Genomic DNA, 18,010 nt, shown 5'->3' with positions numbered 1-18,010 from the left:
TTCCTAAAACACCCAGACTGTTTGCAAATTTAGGTTTCTCCCCCACAAGCTTAGGTTAAGCTTCGCGGGTCCCCCCCATCCAGAAGGCCCCTGTGACCATGGTTGTTTGTCCCCAATGTACCCAAGAAAACCCGCCAGAAAATCGTTTCTGTCAGTATTGTGGAAGCTCTCTGACGAGGCCCTGTCCCCACTGTGAAACGCCCGTACGGTTACAGCAAGAGCAATGTGAATCTTGCCAAGGGTGGGTCAGTCGGCCTCTCACAGCCTTGATCCTGGACGGTGAAGCGGCATCTTGCCAAGCACGAGAAACCCTTGATGAAGCTGGTCGTTATCGCCTGGGCGATCGCCCAACGGTACGGGCCGAAACATTTCCTTGGCTCGCGGTGATCGATACAACCCCAGAAACCCCAACAATTTTAGAAACTGCCCTCCAAGAGTTAGAAATAACCGATCCCGCCCAGCTCGCTGATCCCGACCTCTGGCAAGATAAAGAAATTCCGGCGATCGCCCGTCAGTATCTCAGCCTGCAAGATGATTTTTCTGCGGTGCCAAAACTCCTGGAAGCTTGGCGTCAGCCAGAATATCAAGTGCTGCTGTTTGAGCAACGCCCACAGCCCATCACGCCCTTAAAAACCTACTGCCAAGTACAAACCCCCCTCTACGAACAACTGCTGCAATGGTGTTTTCAGATGGTGCAGCTATGGCGAGAATTGGTGCCCCTCCAATGTTGCCAAACTATCCTTGAACCAACAAATTTATACCTCGACGAAGACCAAAGCCTCGTGGTGCGACAACTCCTCCAGGATGATCCAGACCATCTCCCGGCACTGCAGCGACTGCCTCAACTATGGCAAGATTTGTTTCACCTATCTACCCAACCAGCGTGGCAACCCCTCTATGAGCTGACTGAAACGGCCCAAATTGGTGGTTTGGATACGGTCTCCCGCCTAAAAAAAGCCCTCCGTGCCCTCGCCCCAGAAGATACCGATGATTTTTATGGGGAAGTGGAGGGAGAGTTAGAAGCCATCGAATTACAGCCAGAGGATTTAACCACCCTGGATGATGTTTTGTTGTCGGCTGATTTAGGCCCAGAAGATCTCGCAGAAACCCCGGACGGAGAAACAGCAACGGCTAATCCTGAATCAGAAGCCGAGGACTCACCCCAGATTGAACATTCTGGAGGGAGCATTGCTTCGGGGGACTTTGAACCCTTGGCTTTCCCAGAGGAAGAGGAAGCCTCAACGGTAGTCTTACCGATGAATTTGGTGAGTTTAGACGATGCAGGCTGCACGGATATTGGTCAAGAGCGGGATCACAACGAGGACTATTTTGGTATGCGTACCCGCATCGAAAAGCAGGAAAATCTCCTGGGGAGACAAATTCAAGGGCGCGGCTTCTATGTGGTCTGTGATGGTATGGGCGGCCATGCGGCGGGGGAAGTGGCCAGTGCCCTTTCTGTGGAAACGATTCAGGCTTTTTTCCAGGAGCATTGGCAGGACAAGTTACCGGATGAGGCCGTGATCCGCCAGGCCATTTGGGAGACCAATGAGGCGGTTTACAATATCAACTTGAAAAATTCCCGTTCTGGGAGCGGGCGCATGGGCACGACCTTAGTTTTGATGTTGGTTCAAGACAATCAGGTGGCGATCGCCCATGTGGGAGACAGTCGCATCTATCGTGTGAGCCGCAAAGGAAATCTCGAACAACTCACCGTTGACCATGAGGTGGGTCAGCGGGAATTACATCGGGGCGTCACCCCAGAGATTGCCTATGGGAGGCCCGATGCCTACCAACTGACCCAGGCCATTGGCCCCCGGGAAAATAGTTTTGTGGAGCCGGATATTAATTTTTTCCAGGTGAACGAAGATAGTCTGTTTTTGCTCTGTTCCGATGGCTTATCGGACAATGACTTAATTGAAACGACCTGGGAAGAAATGCTCCTCCCCCTCCTGAGTGCCCGGGCCAATTTAGATGAAGGGGTGCATCGCTTAATTGCCCTGGCTAATGAACGCAATGGTCATGACAACATTACGGCGGTGCTTGTGCGGTTACGGGTGCGTCCTAATATTGGGGCCTCAAGTTTTTAGAAATCATGATTTCAGTGATTATGCCTGTTTTAAATGAGGCAGCCGGTATTGTCCCTTGTTTACAATCCTTGCTCCAAGTTCCTACTCCTTTAGAAATTATTGTTGTGGATGGGGGCAGTCAGGATCCGACTTGTGATCTAGTGCGTCAGTTTCCGGTGACCCTTTGTCAAACCACTGGGGGGCGCGGCCAACAAATGAATCGAGGGGCGGCGATCGCCCAGGGAGACATTTTTCTGTTTCTCCATGGCGATACCCAATTACCCCAGGACTTTGCTGCCCTTGTGACAGAGACCTTGGCGGATTCCCAGGTGGTGGCTGGAGCCTTTCCTTTAGGAATTGCCGATTCTCGGTGGCGATTTCGTGCTTTAGAAAAGTTAGTCCAATGGCGATCGCAACTTTTGGCTTTGCCCTACGGTGACCAGGCCATTTTTTTGCGGCGTCAGGATTTTGAAGCCCTGGGGGGTTATGCCGAAATTCCCATTATGGAAGACTATGAGCTAATGCAACGGCTGAGAAAACGGGGCAAGATTCGCCTGACAAGCCAACCTGTACAAACTTCAGCTCGCAGATGGCAGCGACTGGGTCTGTGGCGCACCACTTGGATTAACCAAAAAATGCTCCTCGGTTATCATCTCGGCATTGATCCAGAGATTCTCCGTCAATGGTATCGTCAACAAATCCGTAATTGAAGATCGTTATTGGTGGGGCTTGTTCAGATTATCAAGTTGTTCTCGGAGGCGATCGCAAAAACCATACAGTTCATCCAAAGCATTAAGGGGAGCCGGATTAATTTGGCTCCGCAGATAAATATGGCGCAATTTCCGCTCTAGACGTTGGGCCGCTTCAATGGCCTCTTGTCCAAGTTCATCCATCTGCTGCTGTTGATAAAACGCCAGTGCTTGACCCCGTAAGACTTGCAAGGTGCCCTCTTCACCGTACTGTCCCGGCATGACCCGCAGCCGCAGTAAAATTCGCTCACCCTGATAGTATTGTTCCATTTCCACTTTTTTCGGTCGGTCGATGGGCCCTGGGGGCAGGTGAGCGAGGCGCTTAAATTCATCGAGGATGCCGTGGAATGTTTCCTGGGGAATACCGGACAATGACCCTTTCATCAAACCACTTTCACTGAGAAAAATGCGGCCTGCCCGGGCGTGGTTTTCAAAATAGAGGCGGCCAATGCCCTCCGTTAAAATGCGGCCCAACAGTTCTTGGTATAGTTGCGACGCGGATAAGTGGTTGAGTTCTTCGAGGGGAGTGTTGAGATATTGCGGTGAAATTTGCAATTCCCCTGCATCATTCGCCGTAGCAGACGGTGACGCTTGCAGTTGTACTGGCCCCTTGGGAATCACCACCGCTGGCACATGTCGAAAAAATTCGGACAGTTCATTATTCACCGGCATCTGTAGAGCCGTTGTCTCCCCAGAAAACACGGCAGTGTCTTGATCCGCATCATTAGAAACAGACGACGGCATGGGTGGTGGTCCATTTTCCATGACTAAAGTCGCCCGTTCTGAGATTGGTGGGGTGGCGTTTTTTCGGCCAGGGACTGGGGACGTTTTGGGTTGGGGCGGAGATTTTTGCTTGCTTTGATGGTAATTCAGGTAAGAAGACAGAATTAGCTGGTAGGTTTTGAGATCAAGCTTTTGGGCTTTGAGTTGCAGTCCGCCGCGACTGAGCAGTTTATTGACGATGGCCGCGACGCTTGAGCGTTGGGGATCGACAATGCCCAGGGTGAGACAGCGATCTTGGAGGGTGAGGGGTAGAATTTCGTGATTACGGCAAAGATTCAGGGGCAAATAGCGATCAATCAGCTGAAAGGTCTGCTGCAAGTCGAGATTAGACCAAGTAAAGGGCTCAATGGTGATGGGCAAGGGGGCTGGCATATTAGCGTCGGGGGAGACAAAATAGTTTTTTAACGGCGGAAATATTAATATAAAAAAATTTTTAAAACCGAGGACTAGCACCACCAAAGCTCAGTAAGTAGTCCAGCAAGATTGCCCTCTAGTGTAACCCCTTGGTTCAGGGGCCAGGCATGATTTCTCGAAGAAGCTTTACAGAATTTTAAGCGATCACCCCCTTTGTCGAGATTTTCGGGCAGGCTTTACGTTTCGCAACTTCTGGATGTCATGAACTGGCGATGACAACACCGGATCTCAGGGCGGCATTGCTTTTTTCTGGAGCGATCCCCGAAACATATCGCAGCAAAAAAAGCGATCGCCACGGCAATCCCCCCATTAGCGTTACTAAAGTTCATCTGCCCATACCCTTCGTAAAAGAAGAAAATTTTTCGTAACTTTATACTTCTTTGAGCTGTCTCAGCCGACCCAAATTCACTGCCTAGAATGGGGCCGTAACCAACCTACCCAGTTCTATCCAGTTGGACTGACGCACAAATATTATGGCTTCTCTCAATCTCGCAATCAATGGTTTTGGCCGCATTGGCCGCCTCGTTTTTCGTGCTGCCCTCCACAACCCCAATCTCAATTTTGTTTGCATCAATGATCTGATTTCCCCGGAAAAGATTGCCTATCTCCTCAGATATGACTCTACCCATGGTCGTTTTCCGGGCACCATCGAAGCCACCGCCGATGGTATTTATGTGAATGGTCAGTTTATCCGCTGCACGATGGTCAAAGACCCCAGTATGTTGCCCTGGGAAGAATTGAACGTTGACTATGTGATTGAATCTACTGGATGTTTCCGGGATTTTGTCGGCGTCTCCAAGCACCTAGAAGCCGGAGCGAAACGGGTAATTGTTTCTGCGCCTACCAGCGAACCCCAGCGCATTCCCACCTTTGTGGTTGGGGTAAATCACCATGATTATTCCCCGGCCTATGACCGCATTGTGTCCAACGCCAGTTGTACGACCAATTGTCTCGCCCCCATTGCCAAGGTGATCCACGATAACTTTGGCCTAGCAGAGGGGTTGATGACGACGATCCACGCGATGACAGCGACCCAGCCCACCGTGGATGGAGCCAATAAAAAAGACAATCGGAGTGGTCGCGGCGCAGGTCAGAATATTATTCCGGCTTCTACTGGCGCGGCAAAGGCAGTGACCTTGGTCTTACCGGAGTTGGCCGGACGTTTAACCGGGATGGCAATGCGGGTGCCGACCCCTGATGTTTCGGTGGTTGATCTGACCTTCCGCACCGAAAAACCCACTTCCTATGGGGAAATTTGTGCCGCGATGCGTGAGGCGGCCAATGGTGAGCTCAAAGGTGTTTTGGCCTACACCGAGGATGATGTGGTTTCTACAGACTTCACCAGCGATCCCCATTCCAGCATTTTCGATGCCGGGGCTGGGATGGCGCTGAATGAGCACTTTTTTAAGGTAGTGGCCTGGTATGACAACGAATGGGGCTATGCCAATCGCGTTTTAGATTTGCTCCTAAGTATGGCTGCTAAGGAAAAAGAAACAGAAATGGCGATCGCCGCCTAGGGGAACCTCACCTAAGATCTCTTAAAAACACAAAATCCCCTTGTGGATGCAGGGGGATTTTCAGCATGATTTTTAGGTTTTTATTTTTTATCTCAAACCGCAATGCATCTAACCGGCCTGGTGGCGATCCAACTGGTCTAAATCCAAGTCTAAAGCGGCAATATCCGCATTATTACCAATCACCGATTTCATCCCCTCTAGGGTAGACATCATATTGCGGGGGTCGAGGAACATCACCTTACTGCTGCCGCTACTACCAATGGTTTGCCCCATTTCGAGGTATTGCTGGGCCAAGATAAACTGCAACGCTTCACCGGCGGCAGGATTGGTTTTGAGCTGTTGGGCGACAATTTGCATCGCTTGGGCAGAGGCCTGGGCGCGCATCACTTCTTCCTGGCGTTTCGCCTCCGCCCGCATGATAATCGCTTCTTTTTCTGCTTCTGCCTGGAGAATAGCTGCTTTTTTCTGGGATTCGGCCTCTAACACCTGGGACTCAGCACGACCCTGGGCAGAGTTGACCGCCGATTCTCGTTCCCCTTCAGAGGTGAGGATTGCGGCCCGTTTTTTCCGCTCAGCGGCCATTTGCAGCTCCATGGAGTCCAGCACCGCCTTTGAGGGTACAATGTCGCGCAGTTCGACCCGGGTGACTTTTACGCCCCAAGGATCCGTGGAAATATCCAATTCCCGCAGCAAGAGCTCGTTAATTTCGGTGCGGGCGGTGAAGGTTTCATCAAGTTCTAGCTTGCCCATTTCCGAGCGGATTTGGGTGAGAACCAAGTTCACCATGGCCGATTGGAGATTTTCTACCTTGTAATAGGCTTTGTACATATCGACAATGCGCCAGTAAACCACCGCATCCACGCTAATGGAAACGTTGTCACGGGTGATGCAAGATTGGGGGGGGACATCTAAAACTTTTTCCCGGATGGTCTCGCGATAAACGATTTTGTCGATAAAAGGGGTGACGAAATTTAAGCCCGGTTCAAGGGTTTTTTTATAGCTACCGAGGCTTTCAACTAAATATTGATTTTTTTCGTTGACAATCTTGACGGAACCAAAAACAGCGGAACCACCCAGGGCCAAAATGATAAATACTAAAGGGTTCATTGGAATCTGCCTCAATGGTTGTTGAGTAAATATAAGCAGGATTTGTTTTCAGGCTAGCGCAGGTCGTTTGTCTTGATGGGCTTCTGTTGTGGAAAAGTTACCTGGGCTGGGGAGGTGAAACCAGGACATAAAAAAAGAGAATCAGCGCTTGGCTCATTCTCTAGGAACTGGATTATGGGAAAAAGTAGTGGTTATTGGGCGAAACCGGAGTTGTATTCGTTAAAGGATTGGATCGGTTTTTTGAGGTTCTCGCCTTCCCGTAGGGGCAGGTCAAAGAGCTTCCGGAAGGTATTGTCGATGTCGTTAAAATCGCTCTGGCCGACTTCATTAAAAATGACTTTGCCCTTGGCATCGAGGATGACGGTTTGGGGGATTTTTCCGCCGTAGTAATAACCGACTTCGTCTTTGCTGTAGCGTTTTTTCTGGGGAATGGAGTCGATCGCCACGGGGATAATGCTGATCACTTTTTCGTAGTAGGACTGGATTTCGGAGACAATGGGGGCAAAACGCTTACTGTCGCTACTGTCGTCGGCATAAAAAACCAACATGGCGGGAAGTTCCCGTTCCCTAGTTTCTTGGAGGGAGAGGCGGGGCGGTACGAGGGAACCATTGCCTGCGTAAAGAACAAAAACATTGCCATCGTAGCGATCATCGTTGAGGCTCGCCCAGGCGGGGGTGACACATAGGGATAGCGTTGTTATGAGAATAACGAGGAGGCTAAGAAGAATGTGCTTGGGGGAAAGGTGCCGGGCTTGCATCATGGAATTTTTGTTTTACTTAAAGGGTTATGAACTTGGCTGGCGTCACTATGGTGAATTATCGCATTAGCCTACGGGCATGGGTAGGGCGATCGCCAGAAAACCTAAGAAAAAATACTTATCGGTACTGGGAGGTTAGATTGCGATGGTGCAGCAGAGAGATAATTTGCAATGAAAGAACAGCAACAGGCGTTATTTTTTCGGCAGTTGGGGTCAACCCTCAAAGCAGGCATGGGCTTGGGTCAGGCGGTGGCCTTGGCCATGGGGGAAATTCCCCGGCGCCAACGGGAGCCTTGGCAGGGGGTAATTTTACAGTTAGAGCGGGGCCATAGTCTCCGGGAAAGTTGGCTACCGGTGCGATCGCAGTTTTCGGCCTGGGCGATCGCCCTCCTGGAGATGGCCGAAACCAGTGGGGCCTTGGTGACCGTTTGCCGGGATGTGTCAGATACCTTGGTGGAAATGGCAGAACGGCGGCGCTTAATCCGAGGGATGCTCCTGCGGGGACTGGTCATGGTCTGGTCTTGGGTGATGGTTATTTATCTGCTGCTGGGGGGCTCACTCCTGGCGGGAGACTTCGGGACGACGGCATTAGTTACGGCGATCGCCTTAATGGTTTTTCTGTATGGGGCGATCACTTGGGAACCGCTGCGCCTCGGTTTACGGCGGGTGCCACCGCTGCGAAACATTACTCGGTTGCAGATGCTCATTCATCTGGGTTATCTCCAGTTGCCCCTGGATTGTGGTTTGCCCCTAACGGCAGCGATCGCCTGGTTAGCCGAGGGATTTCCAGATCCAGACCTCCAAACCATTTGCCGACGCATTGAACCCCAGGTGCGCCGGGGCACAGACTTAACGACGGCGATCGCCCCCTATTTTTCGCCGATGGTGCGCCAAATCATTCGTTCTGGGGAAACAGCCGGCACCTTGCCCCTCAGCTTTAGTCAAATTCGCCAATATTACCAACGGGAACTGTTCCGCCGTTTTACGTTGTTGCGGGTGCAAATTTTGCTGTTAAGTCTGTTGAGCTTTGGGGTATTTGTGGCGCTGTTGGGGGCCGATGTGATTCAGTCAATGCAACAGCAATTTGAGGCTTTTTAACTTTCCCGAACGGCAGAGGTCTGCCAAACCTCCACTCTACCCTACATCCAGATAATTAGGCAGCATAGGCCTGTTGGAGCGCTTCCACCACGCGACTGAGACCCACGGAATTGGAGGCTTTAAACAAAAGGCGATCGCCGGGTTGCATAGTTGCCTGTAAATGCTCGATTAAACTCCTATGGTCGGGGAAACAAAGACTCGGCACCCCTGGGGCACCATCGGCGATCGCCTGGGCTTCGGGGTCATCCACCAGCACATAGAGCTGATCGAGACCGAGGGCCTGGGCCTTTTCGCCCACTTGGATATGGAGCGCCTCGGAAAATTCCCCTAGTTCCTTCATTGTCCCAAGCACGGCAATGTGGCGATCGCCGGGGGTTTGTTTGAGCAGATCAAGGGCCGCCAACATCGACTCTAGCCCCGCATTGTAGGTTTCATCTAATAAGACAATGTCATTGGGGAGCACCAGGCGCTGCGATCGCCCCTTGGGCATGGCCAGGAAAATTTCTGTCGTTAAACCCTGCCAACCAAAACCCAGCACTTGCATCACGCCCAGGGCCGCCAGGTAATTGAGGGCATTGTGCTGACCCGCCAGGGGCACCGGAAATACTTGATCGGCCACTTTGACTTGATCCGGCGCGATGTATTCCCCGGTTAAATCCCCCTGGTTAAAGCCATAACTGAGGGTTTCCCCAGACCAAACCGTTGCTGCCGTCGCCATCAGTAACTCATTATCGGCGTTGAGCATCGCCACGCTGTCCTTGGGCATAAATTCGAGCAGTTCGCATTTGGCCTTGGCGATCGCCTCCCGTGATCCGAGGCGACCAATGTGGGCTGTCCCGACGTTGGTAATAATGCCGATCGTTGGCTGGGCAATTTCTGCGAGTCGGGCAATTTCCCCTGGCCCCCGCATCGCCATTTCAATCACAGCAAAATCATGGTCTGGGGTCAAGTTTAACAAGGTCTTGGGGACGCCGATTTCATTGTTAAAATTGGCCTCGGTTTTGAGCACTTTGCCCTGGGTGCCCAAAACCCCCGCAATCAGTTCCTTGGTGCTGGTTTTCCCGACAGAACCCGTAATCCCAATCACCGGAATGTTGACCTGTTGCCGCCACCACGCCCCTAAATCTTGGTAAGCCCGGAGGGTATCGTTGACGATCCACTGGGGTAAATCCGTCTCTAGGGGCCGACTGGTAATGAGGGCGATCGCCCCGGCCTGGTGTGCTTGGTCAACATAATCGTGGCCATCAAATTTCTCGCCCACGAGGGCCACAAACACATTGCCCGGCTGTAAATCTCTAGTGTCCGTCGAAACGCCGGTGGCGGGTTCAGGGGAAATCTGCTGGGGCGATCGCCGTAAATTTTCCCCCAAGATTGCCGTCAACTGAGACAAGATCAACACAATCCCCATGACTTGAGTAACCCCACAACAAACTTTCCTAGGCAATCTTACGGGATTTTGGGTAGCCCCTAGTGATATTTGTCACCAGCGTCGGGGCGGCGATCGCCTACATTATAAAGAGATGCCCTGTGACAAAATTAGCAACCAAACCCCAGAAGCCTAGTAAAATCAGAGAAAATAGCCGCAGCAAAGCTCAACTCTCCCAAGACCCGTTTTTACAACCGTAGCCTTGATCTTTACCAAGAAAACACAAAAAGCCGCGCCTCTTCCCCTTAGTTGCCACTTAAGATAGAAAAAAATCAGCCTCCCCTAAATCTAATAGCTCTCCTCTGTCGTCCCTCGCCTTGTCATCAGCCTATCCCTTACCCAGTTCCTCGATTAGCGTGACGAAAGTAACTCCCATCGCCTCTTATCTCCGGCAAACCAATTCCGCCGAACAAGAGCTATATGACTATTTGATGCACGCCGTCCAGAGCCATACCCCCGATGAGCTGCTCCAAGAATTCAAGCAATTTCTCCTTGAAGGACGCCAAGCGCCGACCCCCGAACTACACCAGGCCCTGATCACTATCCTCAAAACCCCTGGTGTCGAAGAAGATTTTAAATTCATTCTGAACCGCTGCTGCCACATCATTATCAACCGCTGGCAAATCCACCCCCAGCTCCAAAAATCGATCCCTCGGTTGGTTGAACTATTTGACTCTATCCCGCCGCCGAGCCTTTCGACGCCCCGCCTGACGAAATTACATCGCCAATTAGTGGCGGACTTTAGTACCTCCGAACAATATCTCACCCTGCAACGTTTGGCGCGGGTGGTAGAAGACGACGACAGTAAAAAGAAATTTACCTGGAATGACCAAAGCGTTTCGGTAGGCCAATTAATTCAACGCTATCCCTATCTGTATGAACACTGCCTGCTCAGTGAAGATAGCAGCTTTGAACACCAGCAGACCGTCCGTCAGGTGCAAGCGAGAATTCAACGGGCCTTTGAGTTAGACCTTTCCAAATATGTCATGTATCAGGTGCGTTTGGCTCAACTGGCTCGCCGTAAGCATTCAATTCAAGATGCTAAACAAATGCTCCAGGGGGTGCAAAATCCCACTTTACTCACGGAGCGAGAGTTGGGAACTGCCCTGAAATATTTTGTGGGGAAACCGGAGCGGGGCCACAGCTACCGGGACTTGTCTCAATATTTTTTACGCCGGACGACGGAAATTCTCTCCTACGAAGACTTTAAGCATGAGCTATTTAGTTACTTAATTTCTAGCGTCGATCAAAAGTATGGCAAGTTGCAGTTTAACCAGAGGCTCTACCAAAAGCTGCAAACCATGTTGCCGAACTACGATCACCAAAAACCCAATGAGTTGTTGATGATGCGCACGGCCAGTCAACTGCTCAATTATCTCATTGTGGAAAGTCCCCAGCGGCCAGAGCATTACGTTTTTGTAGATATGATCACGAACCTTGGCCCGACGGTGACGGTGGCATTGCTCCTGAAGTTGGTCTTGATGTGCGGTAAGGCGAAACCCCACCTCGAAAGGCGCTTTTCAATTCTCTTCAGCCACTACGAATCCCAATCCCAAGAGGGGGTACCTTGGTTGATCAAATCCTTAGAAAACCTCCACATTGCCCTCAGTGTGCATTTTGGTGATGCGGATGTGTCGTTTCTCAAGCAAATTATGTAAAGGGATTTACGATTACTTGCGGTGTTTAGGGGATTTTTCCGGAGTTTGGGGATGTTGGACGACCAAAACGGAACAGGGTGCATGGTGGAGTACGTAGCTGCTGACACTCCCTAAAAAGACTTCCCCTAGGCCCGTTAAACCCCGGCGTCCGAGGATAATTAGGTCGGCTTGTTGGTTTTTGGCGATCGCACAAATGGTTTCGCTGGGATCACCAATTTGTTGGTGGATGGTGGTTGGGATTTTTTTGTGGCGGGCTTGGTGAGCGAGGCTTTGGAGCCAATGATCGACGTTGTTGAGGTGCTGCTGGAATTGTTCTTCTTGGAGGGCGATCGCCGTTGAATCGATCATCCCTCCGTAGGCCGCGAGGGAGCCGATTTCGGGCATCGCCACAGGTTGGGGCTGGACGCAGTGAAAAATGGTGAGGGCCGCTTGGAATTTTTCGGCGAAATTGAGGGCCTGGGCAAAGATGCTGGGATCTTCGGTGCGATAGTCGAGGGCCACGAGAATTTTTTGAATCGCCGTCGTCTGTGGCCCAGGGGTAGTGGTTTGGGCAGATGGGGTCGGTAACATAGCAGCGTCCTCCGACAGTGACAACAAGAGCAGTGCCTTTCTCCTTCCAGTGTGTCATTCCATCGGGGAAATCCCAGGGCTTTGAGAGAAAAATTTATGTTGTCACCTGGGGGACAATGGCTAGCGATCGCAGGCGGTTGAGGGCCGCCACCAGTTCAAATTTGCGAAAATAGCTCAAATCGGCCTGGGGATATTCACTGAGAATATCAAGTCCTTCTGCTTCGATGTCGCCTAAAACCCGGTTCAACATTTCTGTAAGGGTGAGATTATCTTGGCCATACTGATCACGACCGTAGAGAATACCAAGGGCGATCGCCCGCAGTTGGGTCGTTTCAACCAACTGTTCCACAGCGCTGAGGTCAATATCTTCGGTGCCAAACCCAAGGCGACTGGTATCCCGCACTTTAATAGTGACGGCCCGTTTTCCCCGACTGGCATCAATGCTCTCGGCGGCGGGAATGCGGGGGGTAATGGTGCCAAATTGTGCGCCCCCTTCTAGAAGTCTTTCAGTTTTGTGGCTGGCCGCAATGTGTTTAGCGGTGGCGGTGACGTCCTGGGGTTGAAAATTATCCATGGCAATCACCGTATCGGCCACATCAAAATAATCGCCACTGCCCCCCATCACGAGAATTGCTGAAACCCCATAATCTTGGTAGAGCTGGCGCACCTTATCCACAAAGGGGGTAATCGGTTCTTTGTCCTTGTGGATGAGCTGTTGCATGCGGCGATCGCGGATCATAAAATTCGTGGCGGATGTGTCCTCATCTAGTAGTAAAGTCGTTGCTCCCACTTCTAACGCTTCGATGATGTTGGTGGCCTGGGAGGTGCTGCCGCTGGCATTATTACTCGAAAAGGTTTGGGTTGATTGGCCCTGGGGTAACTGGTTAATGAACGGCGAAATATCAACACTGGCGATGCTGCGTCCGTCCTCGGCTCGAATTTTGACGGCGTTGGCGTCGGTGATCACCCATTCCCGCCCGTCCCCCGGCAGATGGTTATACACGCCCAGTTCAATTCCTTTGAGCAGCGTTGATTTGCCATGGTAGCCGCCCCCAACGATCAGGGTAATCCCCTGTTTAATGCCCATTCCTGTGATCGAGCCATGGTTCGGGCAGTCAAAGCTTACTGTCAGTTCTGGGGGACTCTGGAAGGGAATTACATTTTCTGTTAAAGGATGGGCATCGACACCGCTCTGTCTGGGTAAAATCGCCCCATTGGCAATGAAGGCAACAAGACCCCGTTTCGCCAGTTCACTGCGGATCCAGTCGGCATCTTCGCTAGTTTCGACGTGGGTTTTTAGGGCCGCGGCGTTGAGGTTCTGGAAAAGCAAGGACTTTTGGACAATCTGGGGTAGGTCGTAGCACAGCATTTCCTCCGCTTGGCGACCTAAAATCGACCGTCCCTTAGCGGGTAAGCCCACCCAAAAACGTACTTCTAAGTCCTGGTCATCAATAAATACAGCAGTGCGTTCTAATATTTCCTGGGCAGGTTCTACCCCTTGGATCAAGCCGCTTTTACCTGTCCCCCGAAAGCCACTAAAGTCTTTGGCCACTTGATAAAACTGCCTGGTGAGGTAATCCCGTAGGGCAATTTCGCGACTGAGGCTGTTGTAGAGGGCAGGGGGAAACTGGGCGATCGCCTGGGGAACAATCACACTGCACTGGGTCGGAGCGGCAAAGGGATCTCCCTGGACATAATCAATGATCAGTGTGAAGTCTGGGAAGCTGTACTCCCCTTTTATCTGCTTGTAGGCCTTATATCCCCGGCTATCAAGTGCAAACAGGAGCGCGGAAAGATCGGCTTGGCTTTTCATAGATCAACTGGCAAACGCACTAAAATCAAGTGGCTGAGAAACGAATGACGTGCTCTCCAGATTACACTTTAGGGCCGATGCAACCCAAATTTTCCTTCTAGAAATTGTCCTTCTGCCTGACCAAAACACGCTACAGTAGATGTGATGCTTGCTATTGTTTTTTCCGTGCCATCACTGCATCCATGCGCTATTGGTTGATCAAATCAGAACCCAGTGAATATAGTTTGGCGGATTTGGCTGCCGATGGGACAGAACTCTGGGATGGGGTGCGGAACTATCAAGCGCGGAATTTTTTACAGCAAATGGAAAAAGGCGATCGCCTCTTTTTTTACCACTCCAACACCAAACCCCCCGGTATCGTCGGCCTTGCTAAGGTCACCCAAGCGAATCTGGTTGATCCGAGCCAATTTAACCCGGAAAGTAAATATTTTGACCCCAAGGCGACCCCAGAAAAACCCCGCTGGTACACCGTCGAAGTGGGCTACCAAGAAACTTGTGCCGAGATCATCACCCTGGATCAACTCAAGGCCAGCTTTACCCCCGAAGAATTTGCCGTGGTGCGGCGGGGTAATCGTCTTTCTGTGATGCCCGTTCCTGAAACCGTTGCTGAACGACTCCTGGCGATGGTGTCTTAGATAAAGCTTGTTTGTGACCACAGAAAAAGGTAAAAGGTGATTCCCAAACCCTTTACCCGTTAAAACTTTAAATTTTGCCTTGCTGGAAGTGATACCAGAGTTAATTCTGGGCTTGGACTTGCAGGAGGTGGACAGAGCCAGCCGGAATTTCGACGATCCGGAGGTCATCAGGGGAACCCATACCGGAAAGAATCCCCACTGCCGCGCCCAGGAAACCAAACTGTTGTTGGGTACCAATACTTGTGCCAGCAGCCCCAGCGAGGGAGGTGGTGAGATTTCCCCAAACGGCACTGTTTTGCTTGGCCATTTCTTGGGCGGTGCGCTGGGTGACGGTGCGGCCAGGAATCATCGTGCTACTTTGGGCCTGGATATTCACCACTTGGCCATTGACAATAATCGAATCAGCAACGAGGATTGCGCCATCTTTATGGGGTTTAACCCGTAGGGTAATGGGGGTATTTGCTGGGGCAAGCAGTTCTCCCGATGCACTCCGGAGGTCTTGGAATAACGGCAGGGTCAAAGGATAGTCATCTTTTTGGCCGACATCGACAACGACAGCACTGGGAAAGTTCACCAAAATGGCACTGGCGGGGCTGAGTTTTGCCATCAGGGAAGTGGGGGCAGCGGGAGTGATGGAAGGCGTTGCAAGGGTCGTCGGCGTAGGTGAGTGATGATTCGGGGAAGAGTTAATCGGTGCTGCGGCAACGGTTTGGGTAGTGGTATCGGTGCTGCCAGTGCGGGCTTCGAGACCAGCAAGGCGGGCTTTGAGTTGTTGCAATTGGACTTCAAGGGAAGGCTCGGCGATCGCCCCTTGGGGGTTGGCAAAAGCGGGGGCCGGGGTACCCATTACCAAGAGAGACAGAAAAGGAATCGTCGCAGACTTGAGGAGGCGTTGGTAGAGAGAGGATTGAAACAACATGGCAGGTTCTTCCAGTAAAAATAGCGGCTTCGAGGGGTGCGGGAGAATCATCACCTTGGCTCGATGCTGGGTAGTAGTTACTGGCTTGGGGAACTGATGCAGTTTTTTAGGATCAACGCCTCTATTGATAACGGACGGTGAAGTTGTTATCGACGGGCAAAGCTTCGTAGGGATAGCAACTAGGGAACGGCTCGAATCGCTGTTCGAGGGTACGCACATGGCTTAGGGCCGCCTGATCAATAATGTTGGCGCCGCTGGACTGGGCCACCTGGAGATTTTGGACGCGACCATCTTTAGTGAGGAGATAGTTAACTTCGGTGCGCCAGACCCCTGGGGATGGGGGATAAGGGGGCCGCCAGGTATTGCCCATGGTGGCTTTGAGGTTGGCTAGATAAAAATCTACCTCAGCTTGGCAGGCTAAACTCAGGTCGGTCATGTCCGGGGTATCGGTGGCGGCCGTATTTTGATTGAGATCCCGAAACGCGATCAGGTGGTTGTTGATGTCCTGGGAAACGGGAGCCGGTAACTGGGACTCGCGCCAGATCTCAGGGTTTAAAAATTCCTGTAAGTCTGGGGAATTGGCGATCGCCTCGGTGGGGTTAAAAGGCTCCACTTGATCTTGACCGTCACCCAAATTGAAATAACGCTCACCACTACGGAGCCGCAAACCCTCTGGATATTGGGCCGAAATAATCAAAATTTCCCCTTGGAGCGTTTCAATGGCCTGGAGATTATCGTCAACAACAGCCCTGAGCAAAATTGGGTCAGTTCCCAGGGGTTGAATGGTGAGGGAGGCTTCCTTGATCTCCGAAGAATCCTCGGATAGTTGTTTGCTGGCAGCACTGGGTTTCTGTTGTTGTTTAGGGGCCGCTGAACTCCGTCCTGGACTGAGATGGACACCATATTTACAGCCGCGATTGTTCCCCTGACGCCAACTGAGGGTCACTTTGCCGCCGACAATGACACAGGGAAAGCGGTACTCCGTTTGTTGTTGGTCTGGCCCCGCCTGTAACAGGAGGCCATCGTAACTTTGGCCACCGCCCACGAACGCAAGGCGCGCTAGGGAACGGTTATTGCCGGGGACGATTAAGGCTTGACTTTGGTTGGTCAGACGATTGCCCACGCGGGCCGGGTTGGGGCGTTGGTTGCCATTTTGGAGTAAGAGGCGATCGCCCTGGAGAGAAGCAATTTGACTGGCATTGGGGGTGCTGGCCTGGAGGAGGGGGGTAAAACCCAGAAGCCCCAGAAGCGCAACATTCAATAACGTAATGGGCTTAAACATGGTTTTTTAGTAGAACGAAGGACTATCGGGATAAATTTCCGGGGATGAATTTGGATTTTCGGGGGGGAGATCGTTGGGATTGTTTTCAGGTTCGGGATCAGTCGGTAAATCCGGTAAGGCAAACTGACACCGCTCAAACTCACGGATAAAGTCCTCGGCCCGTTGCTGGAGTCGCGTCAGTTGTGGCCCCTCAGGAGCATTGACATCGTTTAGCCAACTGGCCTCCGGTTGCGCCAAAAAGGCATAGGGGTTGTTGGTAAAGTCCCAAGCTCCCGGCGCGATTGTTTGGGCTTCCTGGAGAAAACTTTGGAGAGCGGTGAAGTAGTTTTCGCAGAAACCGCCATTATTTGACCCAGCGGTATTTCCGGTCGGCGGTTGCTGGACGGGGGGACGGATCGGCCAGCCGGAGTCGGGGGTAGTCGGAGCATTGGCCAGGGTTTCTTCTTGGGGAAGCCAACTACTGGGGGCGAGAAATTCTTGCAATTCGGGGGAATTGAGAATGGCCGTCGCATTAATCGGTTCCACCTGGGGGCTGGCGTTAGGGTTCGTCCCATCGAGGCTGTAGCGTTGGCCGGGCTGGAGCGTAAACCCTCTGGGGTGAGCCGCCGAAGTGAGGGTGATTTCGCCAACTAGGGCATCAACAATCTGGCGATCGCCTAGGGTGCGGGCCTGGAGGATCACTTCATTGTTGTCCTTGGGCTGGATGACGATCCCCTCGATAACCTTTGTCGTCGCCTTTTCTTTTTCTGTTTGTTTCAAGCCTTTTTTATTGCTGCGGTTGGGGCTGAGATAAATCCCTTCTTCACAACCGCGATTATTGCCCTGACGCCAACTGAGGGTGACTTTACCCCGACTGACGACACAGGGAAATTGGTAGTGGGTTTGCTGGAGATCGGGGCCGGCTTGCACCGCTAAACCAGCATAATTTTGGCCGCCCCCCACAAAGGACAACCGCGCCAGGGAGTAGTTATTGCCGGGGACAAGGAGAGTTTGACTACGATTTTCGAGGCGATCGCCGATCCGGGCAAAGCTGGGCCGTTGATTACCCCGTTGGATCATTAAGTAATTGCCCCGCACGGAAACAATTTGGCTGGCTTGGGGCAAGGTCGCCACGGCCAAGGACGTAAAACCGAGGCAACAAAGGCTACTCAGGAGGGCAATTTTTGGGGGCTTCACGGTATTTTTCCTCAATGGTTTGGCTAAATAATGCGTCAA

At 51.8% G+C, this 18,010-nt stretch carries 16 protein-coding genes; 7 read left to right on the top strand and 9 right to left on the bottom strand.

Going from position 1 to position 18,010, the window contains the following annotated elements; genetic code table 11:
- Positions 1–98: 98 nt before the first annotated feature.
- Complete coding sequence (locus AWQ22_RS13615) at positions 99–2,087, top strand: serine/threonine phosphatase (RefSeq protein WP_065711439.1); 1,989 nt, start codon at positions 99–101, stop codon at positions 2,085–2,087.
- Between the two features lie 5 nt (positions 2,088–2,092).
- Positions 2,093–2,776 carry a TIGR04283 family arsenosugar biosynthesis glycosyltransferase gene (locus AWQ22_RS13610; protein ID WP_065711438.1) on the top strand — a complete coding sequence of 228 codons (684 nt, stop codon included), beginning with the start codon at positions 2,093–2,095 and terminating at the stop codon, positions 2,774–2,776.
- 6 nt (positions 2,777–2,782) lie between these two features.
- On the opposite strand, the gene AWQ22_RS13605 is transcribed toward AWQ22_RS13610, so the two are convergent.
- Complete coding sequence (locus tag AWQ22_RS13605) at positions 2,783–3,970, bottom strand: hypothetical protein (RefSeq protein WP_065711437.1); 1,188 nt, start codon at positions 3,968–3,970, stop codon at positions 2,783–2,785.
- 254 nt (positions 3,971–4,224) lie between these two features.
- On the opposite strand from AWQ22_RS13605, the gene AWQ22_RS16785 reads away from it, so the two are divergent.
- Positions 4,225–4,380: a hypothetical protein gene (locus tag AWQ22_RS16785; protein WP_157094634.1), complete on the top strand. Its 156-nt coding sequence runs from the start codon at positions 4,225–4,227 to the stop codon at positions 4,378–4,380.
- A gap of 105 nt (positions 4,381–4,485) precedes the next feature.
- A complete protein-coding gene (gene gap, locus AWQ22_RS13600) occupies positions 4,486–5,529 on the top strand; it encodes a type I glyceraldehyde-3-phosphate dehydrogenase (protein ID WP_012308291.1) in 1,044 nt (347 codons plus the stop codon).
- Between the two features lie 108 nt (positions 5,530–5,637).
- On the opposite strand, the gene AWQ22_RS13595 is transcribed toward gap, so the two are convergent.
- Together AWQ22_RS13595 and AWQ22_RS13590 are read right to left on the bottom strand one after the other, a co-directional pair.
- Positions 5,638–6,636, bottom strand: a complete 999-nt coding sequence (locus AWQ22_RS13595) for an SPFH domain-containing protein (protein ID WP_012308290.1) — start codon at positions 6,634–6,636, stop codon at positions 5,638–5,640.
- A gap of 191 nt (positions 6,637–6,827) precedes the next feature.
- A complete protein-coding gene (locus tag AWQ22_RS13590; protein ID WP_030007378.1) occupies positions 6,828–7,394 on the bottom strand; it encodes a thylakoid membrane photosystem I accumulation factor in 567 nt (188 codons plus the stop codon).
- 171 nt (positions 7,395–7,565) lie between these two features.
- Between AWQ22_RS13590 and AWQ22_RS13585 the strand changes: the two genes are divergently transcribed.
- Complete coding sequence (locus tag AWQ22_RS13585) at positions 7,566–8,492, top strand: type II secretion system F family protein (RefSeq protein WP_065711436.1); 927 nt, start codon at positions 7,566–7,568, stop codon at positions 8,490–8,492.
- Positions 8,493–8,547: 55 nt separating this feature from the next.
- On the opposite strand, the gene murF is transcribed toward AWQ22_RS13585, so the two are convergent.
- The gene (gene murF, locus AWQ22_RS13580) at positions 8,548–9,900 is read right to left on the bottom strand and encodes a UDP-N-acetylmuramoyl-tripeptide--D-alanyl-D-alanine ligase (RefSeq protein ID WP_065711435.1); all 1,353 of its coding nucleotides are present in this window, start codon (positions 9,898–9,900) and stop codon (positions 8,548–8,550) included.
- A 374-nt stretch (positions 9,901–10,274) separates the two neighbouring features.
- Between murF and AWQ22_RS13575 the strand changes: the two genes are divergently transcribed.
- The gene (locus AWQ22_RS13575; RefSeq protein WP_030007381.1) at positions 10,275–11,576 is read left to right on the top strand and encodes a hypothetical protein; all 1,302 of its coding nucleotides are present in this window, start codon (positions 10,275–10,277) and stop codon (positions 11,574–11,576) included.
- Positions 11,577–11,588: 12 nt separating this feature from the next.
- Here the strand turns inward: AWQ22_RS13575 and AWQ22_RS13570 are convergent, their stop codons facing one another.
- Both AWQ22_RS13570 and AWQ22_RS13565 read right to left on the bottom strand, forming a co-directional pair.
- Entirely contained in the window at positions 11,589–12,146 is a 558-nt protein-coding gene (locus tag AWQ22_RS13570; RefSeq protein ID WP_065711434.1) for a universal stress protein, read from the bottom strand.
- Between the two features lie 94 nt (positions 12,147–12,240).
- A complete protein-coding gene (locus AWQ22_RS13565) occupies positions 12,241–13,959 on the bottom strand; it encodes an ABC-ATPase domain-containing protein (RefSeq protein ID WP_065711433.1) in 1,719 nt (572 codons plus the stop codon).
- A gap of 182 nt (positions 13,960–14,141) precedes the next feature.
- Between AWQ22_RS13565 and AWQ22_RS13560 the strand changes: the two genes are divergently transcribed.
- Positions 14,142–14,594 carry an EVE domain-containing protein gene (locus AWQ22_RS13560; protein WP_065711432.1) on the top strand — a complete coding sequence of 151 codons (453 nt, stop codon included), beginning with the start codon at positions 14,142–14,144 and terminating at the stop codon, positions 14,592–14,594.
- Between the two features lie 100 nt (positions 14,595–14,694).
- On the opposite strand, the gene AWQ22_RS13555 is transcribed toward AWQ22_RS13560, so the two are convergent.
- The 3 genes from AWQ22_RS13555 to AWQ22_RS13545 all read right to left on the bottom strand — a co-directional run bounded on the left by AWQ22_RS13555 (position 14,695) and on the right by AWQ22_RS13545 (position 17,971).
- Entirely contained in the window at positions 14,695–15,513 is an 819-nt protein-coding gene (locus AWQ22_RS13555; RefSeq protein ID WP_065711431.1) for a hypothetical protein, read from the bottom strand.
- A 121-nt stretch (positions 15,514–15,634) separates the two neighbouring features.
- Positions 15,635–16,795 carry a TonB family protein gene (locus AWQ22_RS13550; RefSeq protein ID WP_065711430.1) on the bottom strand — a complete coding sequence of 387 codons (1,161 nt, stop codon included), beginning with the start codon at positions 16,793–16,795 and terminating at the stop codon, positions 15,635–15,637.
- A 6-nt stretch (positions 16,796–16,801) separates the two neighbouring features.
- Positions 16,802–17,971, bottom strand: a complete 1,170-nt coding sequence (locus tag AWQ22_RS13545; RefSeq protein WP_065711429.1) for a hypothetical protein — start codon at positions 17,969–17,971, stop codon at positions 16,802–16,804.
- Positions 17,972–18,010 lie beyond the last annotated feature (39 nt).

Source organism: Picosynechococcus sp. PCC 7117, assembly GCF_001693275.1.
GTDB lineage: Bacteria > Cyanobacteriota > Cyanobacteriia > Cyanobacteriales > MRBY01 > MRBY01.
Note: the sequence above shows the minus strand (reverse complement) of the source record. Positions and strands in the feature narration are given on the sequence as shown.